The sequence below is a fragment of the Armatimonadota bacterium genome (genome assembly GCA_016125185.1).
In the GTDB taxonomy this organism is placed as follows: Bacteria; Armatimonadota; Fimbriimonadia; order Fimbriimonadales; family Fimbriimonadaceae; genus Fimbriimonas.
Window position 1 is genome coordinate 12,703 of sequence record WGMG01000009.1, and the last position, 18,665, is coordinate 31,367.

24 protein-coding genes are annotated in these 18,665 nt (G+C 55.1%); 3 read left to right on the forward strand and 21 right to left on the reverse strand.

Annotated features, from left to right (window positions below; translation table 11 throughout):
- Positions 1-70 precede the first annotated feature (70 nt).
- The gene (locus GC165_19300) at positions 71-1,972 is read left to right on the forward strand and encodes a DUF2961 domain-containing protein (protein MBI1335016.1); all 1,902 of its coding nucleotides are present in this window, start codon (positions 71-73) and stop codon (positions 1,970-1,972) included.
- Here the strand turns inward: GC165_19300 and GC165_19305 are convergent.
- From GC165_19305 to GC165_19315, 3 genes are read right to left on the reverse strand one after another with little or no spacing between them, the layout of a single operon-like run.
- A complete protein-coding gene (locus GC165_19305) occupies positions 1,967-3,028 on the reverse strand; it encodes a hypothetical protein (GenBank protein ID MBI1335017.1) in 1,062 nt (353 codons plus the stop codon). The two genes, GC165_19300 and GC165_19305, sit on opposite strands and share 6 nt — an antisense overlap.
- Positions 3,021-3,359: a PadR family transcriptional regulator gene (locus GC165_19310; protein MBI1335018.1), complete on the reverse strand. Its 339-nt coding sequence runs from the start codon at positions 3,357-3,359 to the stop codon at positions 3,021-3,023. The genes GC165_19305 and GC165_19310 overlap by 8 nt, the downstream gene beginning before the upstream one ends.
- Before the next feature lie 40 nt (positions 3,360-3,399).
- Positions 3,400-4,053: a methyltransferase domain-containing protein gene (locus tag GC165_19315; GenBank protein MBI1335019.1), complete on the reverse strand. Its 654-nt coding sequence runs from the start codon at positions 4,051-4,053 to the stop codon at positions 3,400-3,402.
- 65 nt (positions 4,054-4,118) lie between these two features.
- Between GC165_19315 and GC165_19320 the strand changes: the two genes are divergently transcribed.
- Positions 4,119-4,916, forward strand: a complete 798-nt coding sequence (locus GC165_19320) for a helix-turn-helix domain-containing protein (protein MBI1335020.1) — start codon at positions 4,119-4,121, stop codon at positions 4,914-4,916.
- Between the two features lie 9 nt (positions 4,917-4,925).
- Here GC165_19320 and GC165_19325 read toward each other — a convergent pair whose 3' ends face one another.
- The 15 genes from GC165_19325 to infA all read right to left on the reverse strand — a co-directional run bounded on the left by GC165_19325 (position 4,926) and on the right by infA (position 14,131).
- Positions 4,926-5,543, reverse strand: a complete 618-nt coding sequence (locus GC165_19325) for a hypothetical protein (GenBank protein ID MBI1335021.1) — start codon at positions 5,541-5,543, stop codon at positions 4,926-4,928.
- A gap of 139 nt (positions 5,544-5,682) precedes the next feature.
- On the reverse strand, positions 5,683-6,141 hold the full coding sequence (locus tag GC165_19330) for a hypothetical protein (GenBank protein MBI1335022.1): 459 nt from the start codon (positions 6,139-6,141) through the stop codon (positions 5,683-5,685).
- Positions 6,105-7,124, reverse strand: a complete 1,020-nt coding sequence (locus tag GC165_19335; GenBank protein MBI1335023.1) for a hypothetical protein — start codon at positions 7,122-7,124, stop codon at positions 6,105-6,107. Before GC165_19335 ends, GC165_19330 begins: the two co-directional genes overlap by 37 nt.
- 451 nt (positions 7,125-7,575) lie before the next feature.
- Positions 7,576-8,019 (reverse strand): DoxX family membrane protein, encoded by a 444-nt coding sequence (locus tag GC165_19340; GenBank protein MBI1335024.1) that lies wholly within the window; start codon positions 8,017-8,019, stop codon positions 7,576-7,578.
- Positions 8,004-8,687 (reverse strand): prepilin-type N-terminal cleavage/methylation domain-containing protein, encoded by a 684-nt coding sequence (locus GC165_19345; protein MBI1335025.1) that lies wholly within the window; start codon positions 8,685-8,687, stop codon positions 8,004-8,006. Before GC165_19345 ends, GC165_19340 begins: the two co-directional genes overlap by 16 nt.
- 442 nt (positions 8,688-9,129) lie before the next feature.
- Positions 9,130-9,525, reverse strand: coding sequence for a 30S ribosomal protein S9 (gene rpsI, locus GC165_19350; protein MBI1335026.1), 396 nt, complete (start codon positions 9,523-9,525; stop codon positions 9,130-9,132).
- Between the two features lie 3 nt (positions 9,526-9,528).
- Positions 9,529-9,972 (reverse strand): 50S ribosomal protein L13, encoded by a 444-nt coding sequence (gene rplM / locus GC165_19355; GenBank protein MBI1335027.1) that lies wholly within the window; start codon positions 9,970-9,972, stop codon positions 9,529-9,531.
- A 23-nt stretch (positions 9,973-9,995) separates the two neighbouring features.
- Entirely contained in the window at positions 9,996-10,793 is a 798-nt protein-coding gene (gene truA, locus GC165_19360; GenBank protein ID MBI1335028.1) for a tRNA pseudouridine(38-40) synthase TruA, read from the reverse strand.
- A 33-nt stretch (positions 10,794-10,826) separates the two neighbouring features.
- Positions 10,827-11,276, reverse strand: coding sequence for a 50S ribosomal protein L17 (locus tag GC165_19365; GenBank protein MBI1335029.1), 450 nt, complete (start codon positions 11,274-11,276; stop codon positions 10,827-10,829).
- A gap of 11 nt (positions 11,277-11,287) precedes the next feature.
- Entirely contained in the window at positions 11,288-12,277 is a 990-nt protein-coding gene (locus GC165_19370; protein ID MBI1335030.1) for a DNA-directed RNA polymerase subunit alpha, read from the reverse strand.
- A 20-nt stretch (positions 12,278-12,297) separates the two neighbouring features.
- Positions 12,298-12,690 (reverse strand): 30S ribosomal protein S11, encoded by a 393-nt coding sequence (gene rpsK / locus GC165_19375; protein ID MBI1335031.1) that lies wholly within the window; start codon positions 12,688-12,690, stop codon positions 12,298-12,300.
- Positions 12,691-12,738: 48 nt separating this feature from the next.
- Entirely contained in the window at positions 12,739-13,116 is a 378-nt protein-coding gene (gene rpsM, locus GC165_19380; GenBank protein ID MBI1335032.1) for a 30S ribosomal protein S13, read from the reverse strand.
- Between the two features lie 9 nt (positions 13,117-13,125).
- Positions 13,126-13,239, reverse strand: coding sequence for a 50S ribosomal protein L36 (gene rpmJ, locus GC165_19385; protein ID MBI1335033.1), 114 nt, complete (start codon positions 13,237-13,239; stop codon positions 13,126-13,128).
- 238 nt (positions 13,240-13,477) lie between these two features.
- Positions 13,478-13,825, reverse strand: coding sequence for a response regulator (locus GC165_19390; GenBank protein ID MBI1335034.1), 348 nt, complete (start codon positions 13,823-13,825; stop codon positions 13,478-13,480).
- A 39-nt stretch (positions 13,826-13,864) separates the two neighbouring features.
- Positions 13,865-14,131: a translation initiation factor IF-1 gene (infA, locus tag GC165_19395; GenBank protein MBI1335035.1), complete on the reverse strand. Its 267-nt coding sequence runs from the start codon at positions 14,129-14,131 to the stop codon at positions 13,865-13,867.
- A 20-nt stretch (positions 14,132-14,151) separates the two neighbouring features.
- On the opposite strand from infA, the gene GC165_19400 reads away from it, so the two are divergent.
- Positions 14,152-15,528, forward strand: a complete 1,377-nt coding sequence (locus GC165_19400; protein MBI1335036.1) for an aminoacetone oxidase family FAD-binding enzyme — start codon at positions 14,152-14,154, stop codon at positions 15,526-15,528.
- A gap of 430 nt (positions 15,529-15,958) precedes the next feature.
- On the opposite strand, the gene GC165_19405 is transcribed toward GC165_19400, so the two are convergent.
- From GC165_19405 to GC165_19415, 3 genes are read right to left on the reverse strand one after another with little or no spacing between them, the layout of a single operon-like run.
- Positions 15,959-16,573, reverse strand: coding sequence for a hypothetical protein (locus tag GC165_19405; GenBank protein ID MBI1335037.1), 615 nt, complete (start codon positions 16,571-16,573; stop codon positions 15,959-15,961).
- Positions 16,574-16,583: 10 nt separating this feature from the next.
- Entirely contained in the window at positions 16,584-17,852 is a 1,269-nt protein-coding gene (gene hflX, locus GC165_19410) for a GTPase HflX (GenBank protein ID MBI1335038.1), read from the reverse strand.
- Complete coding sequence (locus GC165_19415; protein MBI1335039.1) at positions 17,852-18,598, reverse strand: hypothetical protein; 747 nt, start codon at positions 18,596-18,598, stop codon at positions 17,852-17,854. Before GC165_19415 ends, hflX begins: the two co-directional genes overlap by 1 nt.
- Positions 18,599-18,665 lie beyond the last annotated feature (67 nt).

The window sequence follows — 18,665 nt, forward strand, 5'->3', positions numbered from 1 at the left end:
CATAGTCCTCTAATGATACTTGTACGGCGGGAATTCCGTTTTGTGGCCCACTCTGATATGCTTTGGGCGTATGTTGTCGAGCCTCATCGTCGAGCTTTTTTTCAACCCGCAGGACACCCCGATCACCACGAAGTCCCTCATTGAAAATCGATTCGACCTCACTCACGAGCCGTCTCCGCGCTTTACCATGCGGCAGTCGAGTAGCTATTCCCCAATCTCCAAGACGCCGGGGAACGAGGACTGGTTCGCCAACGACGACTACGGCCACTACCTGCGGCAAGAGGGTAACGAGTACGTGATGGCCGACCTAAAAGGCCCGGGCGCGGTGGTGCGAATGTGGTCGGCAAACCCGATGGGAACCCTGCGAATGTACTTCGACGGCGAATCACAGCCTCGCGTGAAGGTCAACATGCGCGACTGGGTGCAGAACCTCCAGCAGCAGATGGGCCCGATCGGCTCCGAATTCGCTTTTTGGGCCGGTCCGGGTTGGGACGTTTATGTGCCGATGCCTTACGAGAAGGGCGTCAAGATCACGATGGAGCCAGGTCCGAAGGATAACCCGAAGGGCCTTTACTACCACGTGGGGTACCGAACCTATGCCCCGGCAACGCAGGTCAAGACTTTCCAGCCGAGCGACCTCGACGCCAATTTGATGGCTCGACCTGAGCCCTCCGCGAACCTGCATCAAGCCGTCACACTGACACCTGGCTCGAAGTCGACGACGGTTCAGTTCGATGGCCCAGGCAAGATCGAAGACATCCATTTGAACTGGAACTACGGCGCCAAGGACCTGCACAAGACGCTTCGCTCGATTTGGGTGACCGGCACCTTCGATGGCGAGCAAACCATCAGCGCACCGCTCGGCGACTTTCTCGCCGCACCGTTTGGGCATGGATCGAAGGACTCGATGGAGGTCCATCTGCGGTTCGATATGCCGTTCAAGAAATCGGCTTCCTTTACCTTTGAGCGCAACACCGCGTTCGGCGGCGACTCGGTTCTCGTCGAGTTCTCGGGCGAGTCCGTGCGATACGCAGGCAACGAGGTCATCAACCTGTTCCACTGCGACTTCAGCCGCGACCGGGGCCGAACGCGACCGATGCGAGACATGCACTGGCTGGACGCCAAGGGAACCGGCTACCTGGTCGGGTGCAACCTACTGATGCAGAACCCGCGGCGCGAATGGTGGGGCGAGGGCGACGAAAAGATCTTCGTTGATGGCGAGACGTTCCCGTCGTTCTTCGGCACCGGTAGCGAGGACTTCCTCAACTACGCCTGGGGTTCAGCCACGCCTTTCTGGACGCCGTGCGGATCGCAAAACTACACGACGACGACCGCCAACAGCTTCGGCTACTGCAACATCTCTCGCCTGATGACCCTCGACCCGATTCCATTCACGAAGTCGATCAAGTTCGACGTCGAGATGTGGCACTGGGCCGACTGCGTCGCGACCTGGGACCGCGTGGTGTATTGGTACGCCCAGCCGGGCGCGACGGTGGTTCGGCAAGCAAGGCCGAGTTGGAAGGACCTGGAACTTCCCGATGTGGAAGACATCGTCCACATTCCCGGCGCGATCGAGGGCGAAGACCTGAAGTACTCGGCGACCGGCGGGTCGTCCGAGGTGCAGGGCGCATTCGGCGACATGTCGGGTCGCGGACAGATTTGGTGGATGGACGCGCCGGACGGCGCTAAGCTGAACGTCGAGGTCCCGGCCGCCGATGGCGAATACGAACTAACCCTTGGCGCATGCTTCGCCCGCGACTACGGCATTCATCAGCTTTATTGGAATGGAATGAAGCTGGGCCAACCGGTCGACTTCTATGACGACAATCTGCAATGGAAGCAGGTGAAGCTCGGAAAGGTGAAGGTGACGGGCGGCAAGGCCGTGTTCACCGCCGAGTGTGTGGGCGCCAACCCGAAGGCCGAGCCGAGGAAGATGTTCGCCGTGGATTACCTGCTTTTGAAGAAACTATAATGCCGGACTACGCTTATTGATGAACGGACCGATCTTGCGAGCGATCCCGATAGGGAGCAAGCTTGAGATTAGCGCCATTAAGAAGGTCAATATACTCCCTCGCACGTCGTCAAGAATCATCGTAATCGCTCGGGGTGCTCGGATTTTTGATGTCCGATCAAACTCTGCTTCAGATCCTTTTCGAAGAATAGGTATCGCTTTGAGGAGATCATCCGAAGAACGCCAAGCCTTTTGCGCAACTTCAAATGAATCGGTCGAACCGAAGTTTAGGAAATTGAGGTTATCGTCGCGCAGGGGGAACACCGTAATGTTTAGTTTTCGGACTTCATCGGTTTTGAGTGGATAAATCCATTTTCCATCCGCCTTACCGAGAATAACAACTCCACGATCTTGCGGCCGTTTGATCGTCGTCGAGAGCTTGCTCATTGCCTGTTCGGATTCCTGCTGACTCCCTGAGATGCTGGCAACATACATTTCGTAGCGCTCAGTCATGATCGGTCGATACGTCAAAGCGTACTGGTGCCAAGAATCCTCAAAGTCCTTCATCTTCGCGTCATATACGCCAAATGAATGAAAATCTCCCAACAGAACAGCGGTAAATCCCAGCGAGATCATCGCAACCGCAAGGCCAAACGCCGTGACGGATACCCGCCCGGCACGAATGATTCCTAAGACTGCAAGGAAACCGGCCAAATAGACGACGATCAGTCCAATCGGTAGCATTGCACCGGATATTCTCCCGTGAAGGCGAATTGAAGCAAATTTGATGAGAAACGCCCCAACTAACCACAGCGATGCCGCGAGCCATTGCAGCCGTAAAGCAATCGATTTGGTTGAAGCGGAAATAATTCGCGATGCGATCTCGTCAATTGTCCCGATGCGACCATCTGCCAGACGCTTGGACTCAACATCCGATTTTCCGGCAAGCAGACCTTCTTCGTAAAGATCTTCATAGTGCTCGACTATTTCACGGATCTCGTCCGAATAATCCTTGCGAGTCCGACGACGAACTGCTCCGCGCAGTACGCTTTCGAAATCCCCGACAGCGCTATGCATGGCCCACCGCCCACGCTTTCGCCGGCTTCATCACCGCGTTCACTTTGTCGACAAACTTCTCAAACTCCTGTTGCCGCTCGCGAAGAAAGCGAGAGCCGTCTTCGGTGATCGAATAAACTCGCCGATTCGGCTTGCCTTCCTGCACGACCCACTCGGCGGTGACATAGCCGTTCTCTTCCAATTTGCGCAGGGCCGGATACAGTTGGGCCTCGCCGTACTTAAACAAATCTTCGCTCAGTTCGCGGATGCGCTTAGCGATCTCATATCCATAGCCGGGCTGGTCTTGGAGAACACCCAAAACCATCGCCTCGACATCACTTCTAAAGTCCATACAAAGGACTATACATCAAAACTTTATATATGTTCACAAATTATTTGACAATCGCCATGCTGATGCCATCGCCGATGGGCAGAAGCACTACGTCTACGCGATCGTCTTGGATCAGCTTCTCGTTGTAGGCGCGAAGCACATTCGTATTCTCTTCCTGGTTCTCGGGGTCGATGATGCGCCCAGCCCAGAGCACGTTGTCGCTGAGGATCAGCCCGCCTTTGCGCACCAGCTTAAGGCACCGTTCAAAGTAGTTCGGCATGTTCGGCTTGTCGGGATCGATAAACGCGATATCGAACGGCGCAACCCCTTCGGCAATGAGTGAATCGAGCGTATCGAGAGCCGGACCAAGGCGAAGTTCGATATTGTCGCCGTAACCCGCCTTGCTCCAATACCGCTTCGCCACGTTGGTGAACTCCTCATTGATATCGCAAGCGACGACTTTAGAATCCGGTCCCATCGCTTGGGCCACCACCAACGAACTGTAGCCGGTGAAGACGCCAATTTCGAGGTATCGCTTTGCCCCCGTCGCCTTGGCCAGCCAACCCATAAACAACCCTTGATCCGGACTGATTTGGTACCCGGCATCCGGCATTTGGGCGGTCTCTTCGCGCAGTTCGCGCAGGATGTCGGCTTCCTTCAGAGTGACCGATTCAATGTAGGTCTGCAGGGCAGGGTCGATAAAGCTCTTGGCCATTTCACTAGGTTATCCGTTTCAAGTGCAAAATACTTCTCACAAAACATGTTACTATTGAGTAACATATGAATATGGAAGACACCGCGGTTTGGAAAGCGCTCGCCGACGAAACGCGACGAGGTCTGCTCGATAGCTTGAAAAATCGGCCGGCGACCACCGGCGAGCTCTGCGAAGAGTTCGCTCACTTGGATCGCTGTACGATCATGAAGCACCTCTGTGTGCTTGAGCATTCGAACCTCATCACGTTTCGGCGCGAAGGCCGAAACCGCATGAACTTCCTAAACCCGGTTCAACTCCAAAAGATACATACGCGGTGGCTGACCAGCTACACCGCGCAACGGGCCCAGAGCCTGCTGAATTTGAAGGAGCGAGCCGAGGGGGTTGCGCCCGCTATGCCAATGGAAAACACCACAACACTCGAAACACGCGCGGCAAAGTACGCGTTCGACGTCGACATCAAAGCGCCAAAGGAGAAGGTCTGGAACCTTCTCACCAACGACTCGTCCTGGTTTCCCGACGCCTACAACTCCAATCCGCGCACCAAAGGGTTCGTGATGGAGCAGAAGGTCGGGGGCATCTTTTACGAGGATTACGGTGACGGAAACGGGAAGATGATGGGAATGGTCGTCGGCCTCGACGTGCCAAATCGCGTCCAGGTCCAGGGTCCGGTCACCACCGACTTCGGCGGTCCCGCCACCCACATGTTCACCATGGAACTGGTCGAGACCGCCGACGGCTGTACCTTCAAGTTCGACGACGCTCTGTTCGGCGTCTTCCCGGACGAGCTTCTTCAGGGTCGCCAAGGCGCCTTTAGGGACTTGTTCGGAACCCATCTGAAGGCGGCAGCCGAGAAGGCTCTTTAGCCTCCGACCTTACTGGGCGATGATGTTGTCCTTCAGGCAGGACATCTGAACCGCAAACTCTTCGGGGGTGACCAGCTTGGTTTCGCCCTCGAAGTAGGTCACGCGCATGGGATCGTCGCCCGTGTCCTCATAGATATGAGTCCAAAACATCGGCATCGTCGGACAATTCCATGTCGAGGAAAGGGCAACATGAAACACGCCGAACCGGCTGGACGTGTTGTACGCCGAGCCCGTCATCGCCTTCCAACTGATGAAATTGTGATCGGACGGCTGGGCAACATCCGGCACCGTGTCGATATTCGACGTACACAGTTCGCTTCCCGTCGATTCGGCCAGGAGCGCGCAGGTTCCCGGATACCAGTAGTGGCTGAGGGCCAGATCGTCGGTCGGCATCTTGCGCACTGACATCAGGTAGCGGTCGTAGTCGCTAATTGAGCTCGGAAAGTGGTCGTCATTCTGTCCGGCGTAGAGACTCACCGCCCCAAACAGCTTGTGGAGCCGAGCCATCTCGTTGTCGTACTTCAGCTTGTACTTGATCTGGTTTGCTATCGGCTTTCCGATGGCGTAGGCGACAGCGATCAGCAGACAGGTCACCAACAGCTCCCCGAAAAATGTCGACCGCCTCATACCGATAATCCGTACTCCCGCCCAGGCCTTTAGACGCGATCGAAGCGCCAATGATCCATCAGACGGACACCAGCAATATTATCGGCTATCGGCACGCCAAAAATGACGAAAGCCCTTTCCAATTTCGATATAAAGTAATTTACGGGTGGCTCGTTCGTAAATCGTCGATAATAAGAACATTGCCGGTCCACACAGAGTCGAGTCGTGCTTGCGACCATATTTCGACATCCGAATCGTTGTCCTTAACATTTATGGAGCCATCTCTATTAGTACCTAGTACTGCGACAAAGTGTTCATTTTCCAACTCCACGATCGCACCAGAGTACTTGCTTAGCATTTGGGGACAACTAAAGTGAAAGCCGTTTAATTGGAATCCAAAGTGTTTCGCCGTGGTCTTTAACTGGTCAAAGCTGACCAATCCGTCCTTCGTTGAAATGTTAGCCATTACTTCATCGTACGAAACGGGCCTACCGCTTTTACGCAACAAGGCAGTCAAACTACTAACACCGCATTGAAGAGTATTAGTTGCATGTCCACAACCGCAAAGCAGGGCTAATACTATTAATGATCCTTGCGCCTTCGAAAAACAACCTTCCATAAGCAAGCCAACAGTAGCCCCGAGCCGGAGAGCACGAAGATATTTCCCAGGGCAAGGGAACTCTTGCCTCCGCCTTTGTGTCCCGCTTCACCCCAGTATACGAGATCGCCGTTCGCAGCTACTTTATATAGTCGTCCATCATCGGACCCAATAGTGGCAGACACAGGCATTTTCGGCACATCCGAAGGCCAATCATTTCCTGAGTAGGGCCTTACATTAACCAAATCCACTTCTGATGCCGTTCCCTCAGCTAATTGACTGCCGTTGAATACTCCACTCCAAATATTAGCGCTTTTGGCAACCCAAACTCCGCTTATACGAATAAATTCATTGATATGGTAGCCTGAACGAACATTCTTTTCACGCAGTTCAATAGCAGAAGCAAGCATACCCTTTGATCTTAAAAGTGTTATTGTAATGTCCTCTCCGCGGTATTTGCCGGTCACTTCTATGGATTCTCCGCGGTCGCTTACAACTGGGGAATCAATTTCGTCTAGATGCTTCTCTATGGTCCCTCGCACCCAAACTCGCCCGATAGCGCCACTTGCATAAGCGACATCCCATCTTTCATCCAAGAAACCCGTCAAAAAACTCTGGTGCCCTTTGTCTGTTTTGAACATTTCGTATTTCAAGACGCTCCCATCGTGCGGTTCATTGATTAGTAATCTGGTACCAGGCTCAACGCCGGGTTTTGTCTCTCGCACTTGCTTTTCAACGATCCAATTGCTTCCATTCAAGAGCCACCTGTATGAGCCTTCAAAAGCAATTCCTTGCCCAACGGGATCACTCAGTTTGGGCGCTTGCACGCTAAAATACTTTGTTGTTACTGTAGCCTCACCAATAATCTGTGAGCTATTGTCTTGCGCTAGGGCAATCTGCTTTTGGATATCTTGAATGCTTAAGGCAAAGGCCAACTCCGGCAATACCAAGAGCCAGATGGCTATGGAAAATACCGGAATTAGCCGCCGCCCTCCAATTTTCATTGGAGGGTGAATCATTAGGAACCGCCCGAGGGAGGTGTATCGATGACGCAGGTCGAGGAAGTTGTGTAATCAGTCCTCGACACGGTCGTGCAAGCGGAGTCCGCGTAATACATCACCTCATTGCACGCTACGTCCGGCAGTGCAACACAAGTGTCAGAGCCTAAAGCCCATCCGCATTCAAGGTGACTATGCCAGACCTGCTTGTAGTAGATGTTGATTCCAAATTCATCGGTCCCGTAATACGTACATGGCACGGGCTGCTCATTGCAACCAAGTCGGCACGTTGAACCCGCCCCTCTGGTCAGGTTCATTTCAGCACGTGTCAACGGCCGACTTGTTGGCGAGTTGCTTTCAGTCTGCCTTGGCATTGTCGAGTATCCTGTGGCAACTAGACAAACCAGGGGTAAAACTATCACTATGTTAGTTATATTTCTCTTCATGTTTCCTATTCTCAGTTAGAGATGTGTTGAGTTACGTGTAAATTCCTCAAGCACTGAAAGGCAAGGGCACACGTAAGAACCGCAAAAGTTGCTGACTGCCATGGCGCAAGTTTTAGAAGGGCCCCAAAGCATGAGCACGGTGCCTTCAGATCTTGCAACCACCGCCAAAGGGAGTACCCAAACAGTAGCGATGAAAAGCCAGCGTAAGTGACGAATCCAAATGAAAGCGTTTTCCTAAGCATCAGAAGTACGGAGATCAGAAGTTCAACGAAAATTACACTATAAGCGACGACCTTAACTAATAGCGGCGGAAACAGACCAGACCTATCAATAGTTGCAATGATCTCCTGAGGATGCTGAACCTTCGTAATTGCAGCGACAATCATGACACCACCTAGGAAAATTCTTGAAGCGGGAACTACCCACCTCCATTTGGATTTCAGTACGAGCGCCACGCCACCTCTAAGCCGGAGTGAGTCAACAACTTGACATGCCCGTCGGCGAAAGCAATCTCGTACCGATAATCGAACACTTTAGCCTGAAAGTCGTCCAGGCTATCTGATGCCAGCGCAACGAGAGAAGTCCCATGCCAGTGACCAGCCAGATCGGCCAAAGTATTTACCTTCGATGGGTCCTTAAGCCCCGTGTCTTGCGCACCCACCAAACCAAGTTCTGTTCGATACTCGTAGCTGCTACCACATGCCTCATAGACAGACGGAGTAAACTCCATTTTCTCAGGAAAGGCGCTTTCTACGACATTGGTACCTGAATCTTCAGGGCAGCGAAAAGTTGCAAAGGATTTAGTGTATGGCATAAGGATGTGATGCAATAGCGGCACCGATTCAATTTGAGCCGCGGGCGGGAAGGATCCTGGACGCACCAAATCAGCGCAATCTTTTCCTCTGGGAAAGACATTGTCATTGTCGGCTGAATATAGTAGAATTGCATTGCTTATTTGGGACAGATTTGCAGTGCATACTGTTCTTTTAGAGGCTCGTTTAGCAGAAGTAATTACTGGCATCAGGAGTCCGGTCAGGATAAGAAGCACGCTGACGACAATCATTAATTCTATCATTGTGAAACCACTCACTTCCCCTCTCTTGGTCTTACGTACAGCAGACATCGCCCTATAACTCACGCTCCAGCATTTTCGTGCCTTCTTTCTTCCTCGCACGGTACCAACAACACGGGACAAGTTGTACCCTTCAAATAGAAATCAACACGTGATTGACATTATAACGTATTTTCCAGGAAATTATCGCAATTGCAGCATTTTTGATTCTTTGTGAATTGAACAGTCGGCAGGCGAGGTTCCATGTTACAGTCGTTGGCAACAAGTCGCCCTGTAACACATGAGAAGGTTATCTCCAAAGTGCTTGATCTTCCCTCGGGCAACAACCAGAGTGCCTTGACCTCAAGCCAAGGACTGAAGCTCACAGATGTTAGCCGAAAGCTGAATTGAGCGACAAGTGATTTGAAGCTTCCAATGATTTTTCCTTCTGATAATGTATTACGGGCCCACACAGAAGAGGGCCCGTAATACATTATCGAGTAGGACTGAGTTCTCAGCGCTTAACGAACTGGAAGCCACGTCGCGCTTTCTTGCGGCCGTACTTCTTACGTTCCTTCACTCGCGCGTCGCGGGTCATGTAACCCTGCGAGCGCAGGTCCTTCTTGAACTCTTCGTCGACGGTCACTAGGGCGCGAGAGATGCCGAGGCGGATCGCACCGGCCTGACCGGAGATACCGCCGCCTTTGGCCGTCGCCACGACGTCGTACTTCGCGTCGAGACCGAGGTGAACCAACGGGCTCTTGACGAGGATTTCGAGAACGGGACGACCCAAGTATTCCTTAAAGTCCTTTCCGTTGATGATGATATTGCCCTCGCCTGGCTTGAGCCAAACTCGCGCAACGGCGCTCTTTCGTCGCCCGGTTCCATAGTTCTGCTGTTTAGCTGCCATGCCTTATTTGTTCTCCTTCTTGATGCTGTAAGGTTGCGGATTCTGTGCTTCGTGCGGGTGCTCGGCACCAGCATAGACTTTGCACTTCTTGAAAATCGCCTTGCCCAGCTTGGTCTTCGGGCACATTCCCCAGATCGCCTTTTCGACGAGCTTGACGGGGTCGTTCTCCAGCATCTCGCCGCGGGCCACGTTCTTGAGACCGCCCGGCCAACCCGAGTGCCAGTAGATGAGCTCCTCTTTCTTGTTGCCGGTCAAAACGGCCTGAGAAGCGTTGATCACAACCACGAAGTCTCCGCAATCCTGGTTGTATTCGAAAGTAGGTTTATTCTTGCCACGAAGAAGCTGTGCGACTTGTCCAGCGAGACGACCCACGGGGACGCCGGCAGCGTCCACCACGTACCATTTTCGCTCGATCGAGCCACCCTTATTGGTGAATGTTCGATTCATCTTTTTCTATCCTTATTCTTTTTCTAAAACGTTTCTTGATCGAAGCCGTGAGTGAGATCACGATGGTCCCTGGGATGCCTGCCGTACCGGATCCGCATTAAGCAAAGACCCTTTGCCGGAAGCACCACTGGCCATTGGTACTTGAGCCGCTCCTCTGGTTGGAGGAGTCTACTGACCTCTACGACGTCGCGGTAGCCGCGTCCCACTTCGAGGATCGCGCCAGCCATTCTTCGCATCATTCCGCGGAGAAAGGCGGTACCCACAACGTCCACCCACACCTCATCTCGAACTTGCCTCACCCCAACCGAGTACAGGACCCGGCGGGTGTTGGTTACCGAAGACTCCAACTCTTCGGTAAAGGCTCGAAAGTCGTGATCACCTTGCAGATAGCTTGCCGCCTTCTGCATTAGCTCCAGGTTCAGTTCGCGTCCATAGTAGTGCGCAAACCTTTCTCGCATGGGGTCGGACTTGCCAACCATGATGCGGTACCGGTAGAAGCGGTCGATAGCCGAGAACCGTGAACTGAAGTCGTCCGCCACTCGCGAGGACTTCATCACCCGGATGTCGGGTGGAAGCACCTTGTTGAGCGCGTAGGACCACTTTTCGGGTGGGACGCCTTTATCACAATCGAAATGGCACACTTGGCCTTTCGCGTGGGCGCCGCCGTCGGTTCGGCTAGCTCCGATGATCTCGATTTCTTCGCCCGAGACACGGCGAACAGCTTCTTTCAATGTGCTTTGGACAGTTCTCTGTCCTTTGTTCCGCGACCAACCTCTAAATTCCGTCCCATCGTAGGCGACGGTGAGTTTGATTCGCATCACAAAAAATCCCACCTTTTACGGTGGGATAAATCTTTAGACCAATTCGAGAACGGCGGTCTGGGCGGCGTCGCCTCGGCGGTTACCAGTCTTGGTGAGACGGGTATAGCCACCGTTGCGATCCTTGTACCGGGGACCGATGTTGTCAAAAAGGTGCTTGACGAGGTCTTCACCGGTCAGCTTGTTAAACTGGGCTTTCACCTGGGTGACTTCCAGTTCCGTCTTGCCGGCGGTGATCTTTCCGCTGACGAGGTTGCTGGAACCGTGGCCGACGAGAATCTTTCGAGCTCGGCGTCGGGCCTCCAGGCCATCCTCCATCTTGGTCAGAGTAATGAGCTTTTCAACCATGCGCTGAAGCTCTTTGGCGCGGCCGAAGGTGGTTCGGACGTACCCATGTCGAACGAACTGACGAGAAAGGTTCGTCAGGAGGTGCATCCGCTGATCGGACGGCAGGCCAAGTTTTCGGTGGTCTACTTTGTGTCGCATCGTTGTTTTCCTTAGAAATCGTCGTCGTCGTCGTCGAGAAGGTCGATCGAGCGGTAGCCACCCTTGGACGGCTTCAGCTCAAGACCATGCTCTTGGAGCTTGTCGCGGACCTCAAGCAACGACTTCTTACCGAAGCCGCGGATTGCGGTGAGGTCTGCCTCGCTGACGAGAGCGAGGGCGCGCAGGTTAAGAATGCCAGCGCGGCGAAGACAGTTGAAGGTTCGCTGCGAGAAGTCGAGCTCTTCGATCTTCACGTCGGGAACGTTCTTGAGAATCTCGTCCGTGCTCTGCTCTTCGGTACCGATTTCGGCCTGGAAGCCAGCGGCGCCAAGGTCGAAGAAGAGTCGGAAGTACTTGTCAAGAATGTGAGCCGACTGCGAAAGCGCATCGTTCGGGGCGATCGCGCCGTTCGATTCGATGTCGATGACCAGTCGCTCATAGTCCGTTCGAGTTCCCACGCGGGTGGCCTCGACCAGATAGTTGACCTTTCGGATCGGCGTGAACTGTGCGCCGACCGGCAGAAGGCCGATCACGCCCTTGTAGCGATCCTGCTTGTCAGGAAGCGTGTAGCCGACGCCCCAGTTGACGAACAGCTCCATGCTGAGGGTCGACTTCGGGTCGCTGATGGTGGCGATATAAACTTCGGGGTTGACGACCTCGACGCCCTCGGGGCAGACGATGTCGGCGCCGGTGACTTTGCCCGGGCCAGTGGCTTCGATCTTGAGGACAACCTCGTCGATCGGCTCTTCGCTGGTGACCTTGACCGCCACATCCTTCAGGTTAAGGATGAGCTGGGTCGTGTCTTCCTTGATGCCGGGGATCGGAGCGAACTCGTGGAAAACCTTGTCGATGCGGATGGCGCAGATGGCGGCACCCTGGATCGAGCTAAGGAGCACCCGTCGAATCGCGTTGCCGATGGTCTGTCCGTAGCCTCGCTCGAGAGGTTCGAGGACGAACTTTCCATAGTCGTCGGTCAGTTGCAGAGTGGAAATTGCAGGCATTCTGGGTCGGTTCTCCTAGGTTAGACTCGGCGTCGCTTCGGCGGTCGGCAGCCGTTGTGCGGGAGCGGCGTCACGTCGACGACGTGGGTGACTTCGAGACCGCTGGCGGCCAGGGCGCGCATGGCGGTTTCTCGACCGGAGCCGGGTCCTCGGACCTGGATCGAAATCTGCTTCAGGCCGTGCTCCTGAGCCAGTCGCGAAGCCTTATCGGCTGCGACCTGCGCCGCGAACGGGGTGCCCTTTCGACTGCCTTTGAAGTTGACGTTTCCGGCGCTGGCCCAGCTGATCGTGTTGCCGTTCGCGTCGGTGATGGTCACAATGGTGTTGTTGAAAGACGCGTGAATATGCGCAACACCGATTGCGATGTTCTTCTTCTCTTTCTGCTTTCCTCTCGTGGTGGTTTTTCTTGCCATGGGTGCCTTGGTTCAGGGTGTCCCGCCGCCGAGGCGGGACGATCAAAATTACTTCTTCGCCTTCTTCTTTCCGGCAACGGTCTTCGGCTTACCCTTTCGAGTTCGCGCGTTGCTGCGGGTTCGCTGGCCTCGAGTCGGGAGTCCGCGCGAGTGGCGGATGCCTCGGAAGCATCGAATCTCCATCAGGCGACGGATGTTGGTTTGGACTTCGCGGCGCAGGTCACCTTCTACCTGGTAATCGGCGTCGAGGACTTCGCGGATGCGAGTGACTTCGTTCTCGTCGAGATCCTTTACTTTCTTGCGAGGGTCAATGTTTGCTTTCTCAAGCAACTCAAGGACGTTGTGCTTGCCGATTCCGTACAGGACGGGCAGGGCATACTGCACCATTTTTTCTCGCGGAAGGTCGATACCTGCAATACGTGCCATAAATTCTTATTAACCTTGTCGCTGCTTATGCTTGGGGACGCTGCAAATCACGCGCACAACGCCGTTGCGCTTGATGATCTTGCACTTATCGCAGATCTTTTTAACACTAGCTCTAACTTTCATGATCTGTTCTTCCTGGTCCGTCCGTCCGTAAGGTTGATCACCTTATTCTTTGGGAACGAAAGCACACGCAGTACGTCGCTGACGCAACTGAGAATATTACTCAACGCGTGAATCGTTTTGCAACCCTAATTCGTCACGAATTGGTTTAGCCGTATAGAACGGCGGAAACGCCTAGGACCGGGAAGCCTTTAGTGTACTTGACGGGGACCGAAGAGGTCCCGCTTTTGGGGAAAACCTGTCAACGCTTTCGATCCTTTCGGAACGGGTTTTGCCGAGGATCGGTATAAACGTCGGCCCGGAACGGCAAACTTTGAACATGATCGTATTGACTCGGAGAATTGACGATGAGGACCACGGACATCATCCTGGTCTCATCGTTGGTTCGGATGAACTCTAATAGCTCATAGCCATTCGGGTGAGACATCGTGTAGTCGACGATCGCCTGATCAAACTTCTCGGTCTGAAGCAGATGAAGACCTTCGGAACCGGTTTCGACCACCGTGACCTCTTGCCCCGAACGCTCAAGGGTCGTTTGAATGAGTCGAGCTATGTGCTTTTGGTTCTGAACTACCAGGACCCGTCTCATTTAGCTGAATCCTGAAGCCTGGAGTCTGAAGCCTACAGGTTAATTCCGATGCCGATACGTGATCCGGCCCATCGTCAGATCGTACGGACTGACCTCGACTTTCACACGATCGCCCGGCATGATTCGGATGTAGTGCATGCGCATCTTGCCGCTCACGTGGGCCAGGACCTCAAGGTCACCTTCATCGAGCTTGACGCGAAAGCGAGCGTTGGGAAGGTTTTCGATGATCGTCCCATCGAGTTCGATTCCCTGCTCTTTTCCGGATTGATCTCCAGTCTTCTGCTTGTAGTGCCTTCTTCGCGCCATGTGCCATCAGTTTACCAAGAATGGCGTTCGTCGCCATAATGGAGGGCGGAATGAAGCCGGATGTGATCGTCGTCGGGGCGGGCGCCGCCGGAATCTTTGCCGCCTGGCGGGCGGCCACCTTGGGCGCGAAAGTCGTGCTTCTGGAAAAGACCAGCCGCATCGGCACCAAGATTCTCGTGTCGGGTGGCGGCAAATGCAACATCTGCCACGACGGCCCCATCGAAGAGGTTCTCGCCAAGTTTCGCCCCAACGAGGGGCGCTTCATTCGACCAAGTGTTTACCGGTTCCCCAGCACCGCCATCGTGCCGCTCTTCGTCACCCGCGGGCTTGACGTCTACACCCGGCCGGACGGACGAATCTTCCCCGTCGATCGCACCGCCAAGGACGTAGTGGCGATCCTCAAATCGCTTTTGGACGAGGTCGGCGTGACCGTGTTCCTGGACTCTCCTGTCGAAGGACTGACCATCGAAGATGGGCGAGTTGCCGGGGTGCAAGTGGGAACCGCCGAGCGGCGGGGGAGCCATCGGACTACAGATCAGCCCCGGTACGGTGCGAAGGCTCTCCTGACCGAAGCATTGGCCATCGAAGACGACCATTCGGTCTTTGGCGCGGGCGAGCTTCGAGCCCCGAAGGTGATCGTATGCTGTGGCGGATCGAGCTATCCCAACTCGGGCACCACCGGCGATGGCTGGAAGTGGATGCGCGACCTGGGGCACACCATCGTCAAAACCCGCGCCGCACTGGCTCCGCTGTATCTGGAAAGCGTCGATGCCGACCTCAGCGGGGTGGCCCTGCGAGACGTAGCGCTCAAGGCTCGGGCGACCAAAGAGGTCGCGCGATGGCGGGGCGATCTGCTGTTTACTCATCAAGGAATCTCGGGGCCATGTGCACTGGGGGTCAGCCGAGTGGTCGCCGAAACGCTCGAATCGGCCGAAGTGTCTCTCGAGGTCGATTTATGTCCCGACACGTCCGAGGACGCCCTGCGCGAGCAGGCTTTGAGCGCGGACCCGAAGCGCACCGTCGACTGGTTCCTGTCCGAACTCTTACCCGACCGCCTTCTCGAGCGTTTCTTGACTGATGGCGCGATTCCTCCCAAAACCACGTTTGCCAACCTCGACCGCAAGTCGCGCAATCGTCTGATGACGTTGATCAAGGCGTGGCCCATCGGCAAAGTTCGCCACGTCCCGCTGGAGAAAGGAGAGGTCGTCGCCGGTGGCGTTAGCTTGGACGAAGTCGATCCCAAGACGATGGCGTCGCGCTTGGTCGATGGTCTTTATTTGTGTGGCGAGATTTTGGACGTCGCTGGGCCGGTGGGAGGCTATAACCTGCAGGCGGCTTTTGCGACCGGGTTCGTGGCGGGGGAATCGGCAGTTGTATCAGTCTCCGGTAACGCTTAACGCACTCCCCTCATCCGGTTCGTAAACTCACCGGCTTCTCCATCCGGAGAAGCATCGGATCGGCACCACGTTCCAGCGCTAGGGGAAAGCCGATCGTTTGTAAAAGTGGCGACTCTAATGCGTAAAAGTTCGGCAAGATGCTTTCGTCGATGTGCCAGCAGACCCGAGACGGTTGAAGCCCAACGACTTTTCACCTGAAATTCCAACATTTGGCCGTCCAAAGATGCTTCTCCGGATGGAGAAGCCGGTAAGACGCCAAAGGCGACGAACCGGATGAGGGGAAATCAAGAAAGCTATGTTCAAAGTAGGTTCTTTTGCTTGCCAGTCCAGAAAATTAGGGGACTCGCCGCAGACTGTCTGAACGCGATACCAAGTTTCACTCACTACCGAACATCTACATTTCGGACCAACAACTCTTGTAAACCATCGGCTAGCACTCGTCTTTCCACGTTTCTTCGTAGATTGGAAGAAAGTATCGAGCCGCTCCGCCTTCCTGCCGTCTCATTTCATATTCTGCTTCAATCCAGGCGGCCTTGAATGCTACAAACCGCTTCACACATTCGACCTCAGGGTCAGTCAGAGCGGACCAGCGATCTAAGAACATCTCCCGCTCGCCTGGCCTTAGCATCAAGTCGTGGGCCAGATCGATCGAGTCTGGCTCTCTCAGCCCTCGAAGCATTGCCGCCGGAAGATAATAGCGACGACCTACGGGGTCAAGGTACAAAAAGCTACCACCCCATTCGCCAATCTTCCACGAAGGATCATCGATAAGGTCCTGCCAATGGGAATCAGAGTCCCCAAAGGCTTCAACCCGGTCAGATTCATCCCAGGTAGCACGTCGGATGACGTCAGTCCATTGCGCGTCGGTCAATGCTGAAGGCTTCTCAGTTTGCAACAGATTTTCGACCAAGAAAACTTGGACTTCATAATTCTGCCTGCAAGACTCGCCCCAAGTTACCGTGCCGGTTCTCGTGACGCCATCGAAGACGAGCCTAATCTCCCTTTCGAGATCTTCGACTTCGCGGGCCAATTCTTCCTGATCCATCCGGCAAAACTTACAGCGCGTACTTCGTCAACAAGCCCCGCATCTCCTTCACCAACTCCGCCTCAACATAAATCCCATCGTCCCGATAGTCGATCTTGAGCACCCGGCCAAAGTTGTAGCACTCCTGCACCAAGCCCGACTCCGAGTAAGGCACCAACGCCTTGATCGCCCCCAACAAGTCCTGGACCTGCCGCTTGATCGCATTCAGGAGATCGGGGATCCCTTCGCCGGTCGTCGCCGAAATAGCAACCGAGTTCGGAAACTCCGCGATCAACTCGCGGCGCACCGCCGGGTCCGAGATCGAGTCGATCTTGTTGAACACCGTGATGCACGGCTTGTCCTGCGCTCCCAGCAAGTCCAGGGTCTCCATGACCGCGTCGCGCTGGACGTCCCACGCCGGCGCGCTGATATCCACCAGATGGAGGATGAAATCGCTATGCGTCACCTCCTCCAAAGTCGACTGGAACGCCGCCACCAAGTGCGTCGGCAGGTTGCGGATGAAGCCGACCGTGTCGGTGAGGAACAGCGCGTAGCCGTCGGGCAGATCGATCTTTCGCGTGGTCGGGTCGAGGGTCGCAAACGGCATCGCGTCGGCCAGCAGTTCAGTCCCTGCCAGGCGGTTCATCAACGTGCTTTTTCCCGCGCTGGTGTAGCCCACGATCGACGCAAACGGGAACGGATGCTTGCGGCGGCTCGCCCGCTGTTGGTCGCGGACCCGCTTCACGTCCACAATCTCTTCCTTCAGCCTCGCGATCCGGTCGCGAACCATTCGCCGGTCGGTTTCCAGCTTGGTTTCACCCGGACCACGCATACCGATACCGCCCTTTTGCCGCTCAAACTTCGTGTAAACCGACATCAGCTTGGGCATCATGTAGGTCAACTGCGCCAGTTCGACCTGGAGCATGCCCTCCCGAGTTCGGGCCCGACGAGCGAAGATATCGAGAATAAGCTGAGTGCGGTCGACGACGCGCGTTTTGAATGCCTCTTCGAGGTTACGCTGTTGCATACCGCTCACCTCTCCGTCGATCAGTACGACGTCGGCCTTTAGGTCTTGGGCCAGCACCGCGATTTCCTCGACCTTGCCCGAGCCGATGAAGGTGCCCTTATACGGCCGATCCAGGCGCTGGCGGATGATCGTCAATGGCTCTACGCCCGCCGCCTCGCAAAGGCCCTCGAGCTCTTCTTCGACGACCATGTCGTCGGCTTCGTCCTCGTTGATCACCACCAGAACGGCGGTTTCGACCGGGTTGTCCAGAGAGGCCAGTCGCGTTTTCGCCATCAAAAAATCCCGACGTAAACGACGCCTTGGTGGATAGCGTTCAGTTCGTTGACGACCCCTTCGACGCACGCGTCAAAAATAATCTTCCCTTTCTCTGCTGTCGCCTTGGTGGCGTAGCCAAGCGATCCCTCTTCGCTCACCTCGTCCCACATTTTCACGAGCGAAGTCGTGGGCGGCTGGGTGCGCAGGCCGTCGTCGCGCAATAGGGCGGTGCGGACCTTGTCCGGGTGCAGGTGCATCATCAAACTGGTTTCGGCCTCGCAGGCATGCTGGATGCCCTTATCCGGCCCTTCCAGCACTGACGCGACCGCCTTTTCGCCAAAGGCGTAGTAGCCGCGATGGGCGAGGGTCAGGTTCGGATTCTTTTCCTTGAGGGCCCGCAGAGCCACGCCGTTCGGTTCGTTGTTGCCACCGTGGCCGTTGATGACGAAGAAACGATGAAATCGATGGCGAACCATCGACTCGATGACGGCCGTCAGCGAGGACATGTAGCTCTCCATCGTGGCCGTGCAGGTACCGGCAAAGGTCATGTGGTGGCCGCTCGCCCCGAGCCAAATCGGCGGGGTCAAAAGGACCTTTTCGGGAATCCGCTTCTCAACTGCCGCCGCCGCGCCGCCAGCCAGCAATGTGTCGGTGAGCAAGGGCAGATGAGCGCCGTGCTGTTCGAGCGATCCCGTCGGAATGAGCACGATCGTATCGCGGTCGAGCGCATCGACCTCTTTCCAAGTCATGTCCGCGAGGATCATGCCTCCAGTATGGCTGGAGAGCTGCTAGCTGTTAGCTACTAGCTCTTAGCAAATTCCCCGCAAAGAC

Bases quoted from the DNA above. Each gene is read 5' to 3' on its own strand.
- GC165_19300 (MBI1335016.1), top strand. From the start codon at position 71: ATGTTGTCGAGCCTCATCGTCGAGCTTTTTTTCAACCCGCAGGACACC.
- GC165_19305 (MBI1335017.1), bottom strand. From the start codon at position 3,028: ATGCATAGCGCTGTCGGGGATTTCGAAAGCGTACTGCGCGGAGCAGTT.
- GC165_19310 (MBI1335018.1), bottom strand. From the start codon at position 3,359: ATGGACTTTAGAAGTGATGTCGAGGCGATGGTTTTGGGTGTTCTCCAA.
- GC165_19315 (MBI1335019.1), bottom strand. From the start codon at position 4,053: ATGGCCAAGAGCTTTATCGACCCTGCCCTGCAGACCTACATTGAATCG.
- GC165_19320 (MBI1335020.1), top strand. From the start codon at position 4,119: ATGAATATGGAAGACACCGCGGTTTGGAAAGCGCTCGCCGACGAAACG.
- GC165_19325 (MBI1335021.1), bottom strand. From the start codon at position 5,543: ATGAGGCGGTCGACATTTTTCGGGGAGCTGTTGGTGACCTGTCTGCTG.
- GC165_19330 (MBI1335022.1), bottom strand. From the start codon at position 6,141: ATGGAAGGTTGTTTTTCGAAGGCGCAAGGATCATTAATAGTATTAGCC.
- GC165_19335 (MBI1335023.1), bottom strand. From the start codon at position 7,124: ATGAAAATTGGAGGGCGGCGGCTAATTCCGGTATTTTCCATAGCCATC.
- GC165_19345 (MBI1335025.1), bottom strand. From the start codon at position 8,687: ATGTCTGCTGTACGTAAGACCAAGAGAGGGGAAGTGAGTGGTTTCACA.
- rpsI (MBI1335026.1), bottom strand. From the start codon at position 9,525: ATGGCAGCTAAACAGCAGAACTATGGAACCGGGCGACGAAAGAGCGCC.
- rplM (MBI1335027.1), bottom strand. From the start codon at position 9,972: ATGAATCGAACATTCACCAATAAGGGTGGCTCGATCGAGCGAAAATGG.
- GC165_19365 (MBI1335029.1), bottom strand. From the start codon at position 11,276: ATGCGACACAAAGTAGACCACCGAAAACTTGGCCTGCCGTCCGATCAG.
- GC165_19370 (MBI1335030.1), bottom strand. From the start codon at position 12,277: ATGCCTGCAATTTCCACTCTGCAACTGACCGACGACTATGGAAAGTTC.
- rpsK (MBI1335031.1), bottom strand. From the start codon at position 12,690: ATGGCAAGAAAAACCACCACGAGAGGAAAGCAGAAAGAGAAGAAGAAC.
- rpsM (MBI1335032.1), bottom strand. From the start codon at position 13,116: ATGGCACGTATTGCAGGTATCGACCTTCCGCGAGAAAAAATGGTGCAG.
- rpmJ (MBI1335033.1), bottom strand. From the start codon at position 13,239: ATGAAAGTTAGAGCTAGTGTTAAAAAGATCTGCGATAAGTGCAAGATC.
- GC165_19390 (MBI1335034.1), bottom strand. From the start codon at position 13,825: ATGAGACGGGTCCTGGTAGTTCAGAACCAAAAGCACATAGCTCGACTC.
- infA (MBI1335035.1), bottom strand. From the start codon at position 14,131: ATGGCGCGAAGAAGGCACTACAAGCAGAAGACTGGAGATCAATCCGGA.
- GC165_19400 (MBI1335036.1), top strand. From the start codon at position 14,152: ATGGCGTTCGTCGCCATAATGGAGGGCGGAATGAAGCCGGATGTGATC.
- GC165_19405 (MBI1335037.1), bottom strand. From the start codon at position 16,573: ATGGATCAGGAAGAATTGGCCCGCGAAGTCGAAGATCTCGAAAGGGAG.
- hflX (MBI1335038.1), bottom strand. From the start codon at position 17,852: ATGGCGAAAACGCGACTGGCCTCTCTGGACAACCCGGTCGAAACCGCC.
- GC165_19415 (MBI1335039.1), bottom strand. From the start codon at position 18,598: ATGATCCTCGCGGACATGACTTGGAAAGAGGTCGATGCGCTCGACCGC.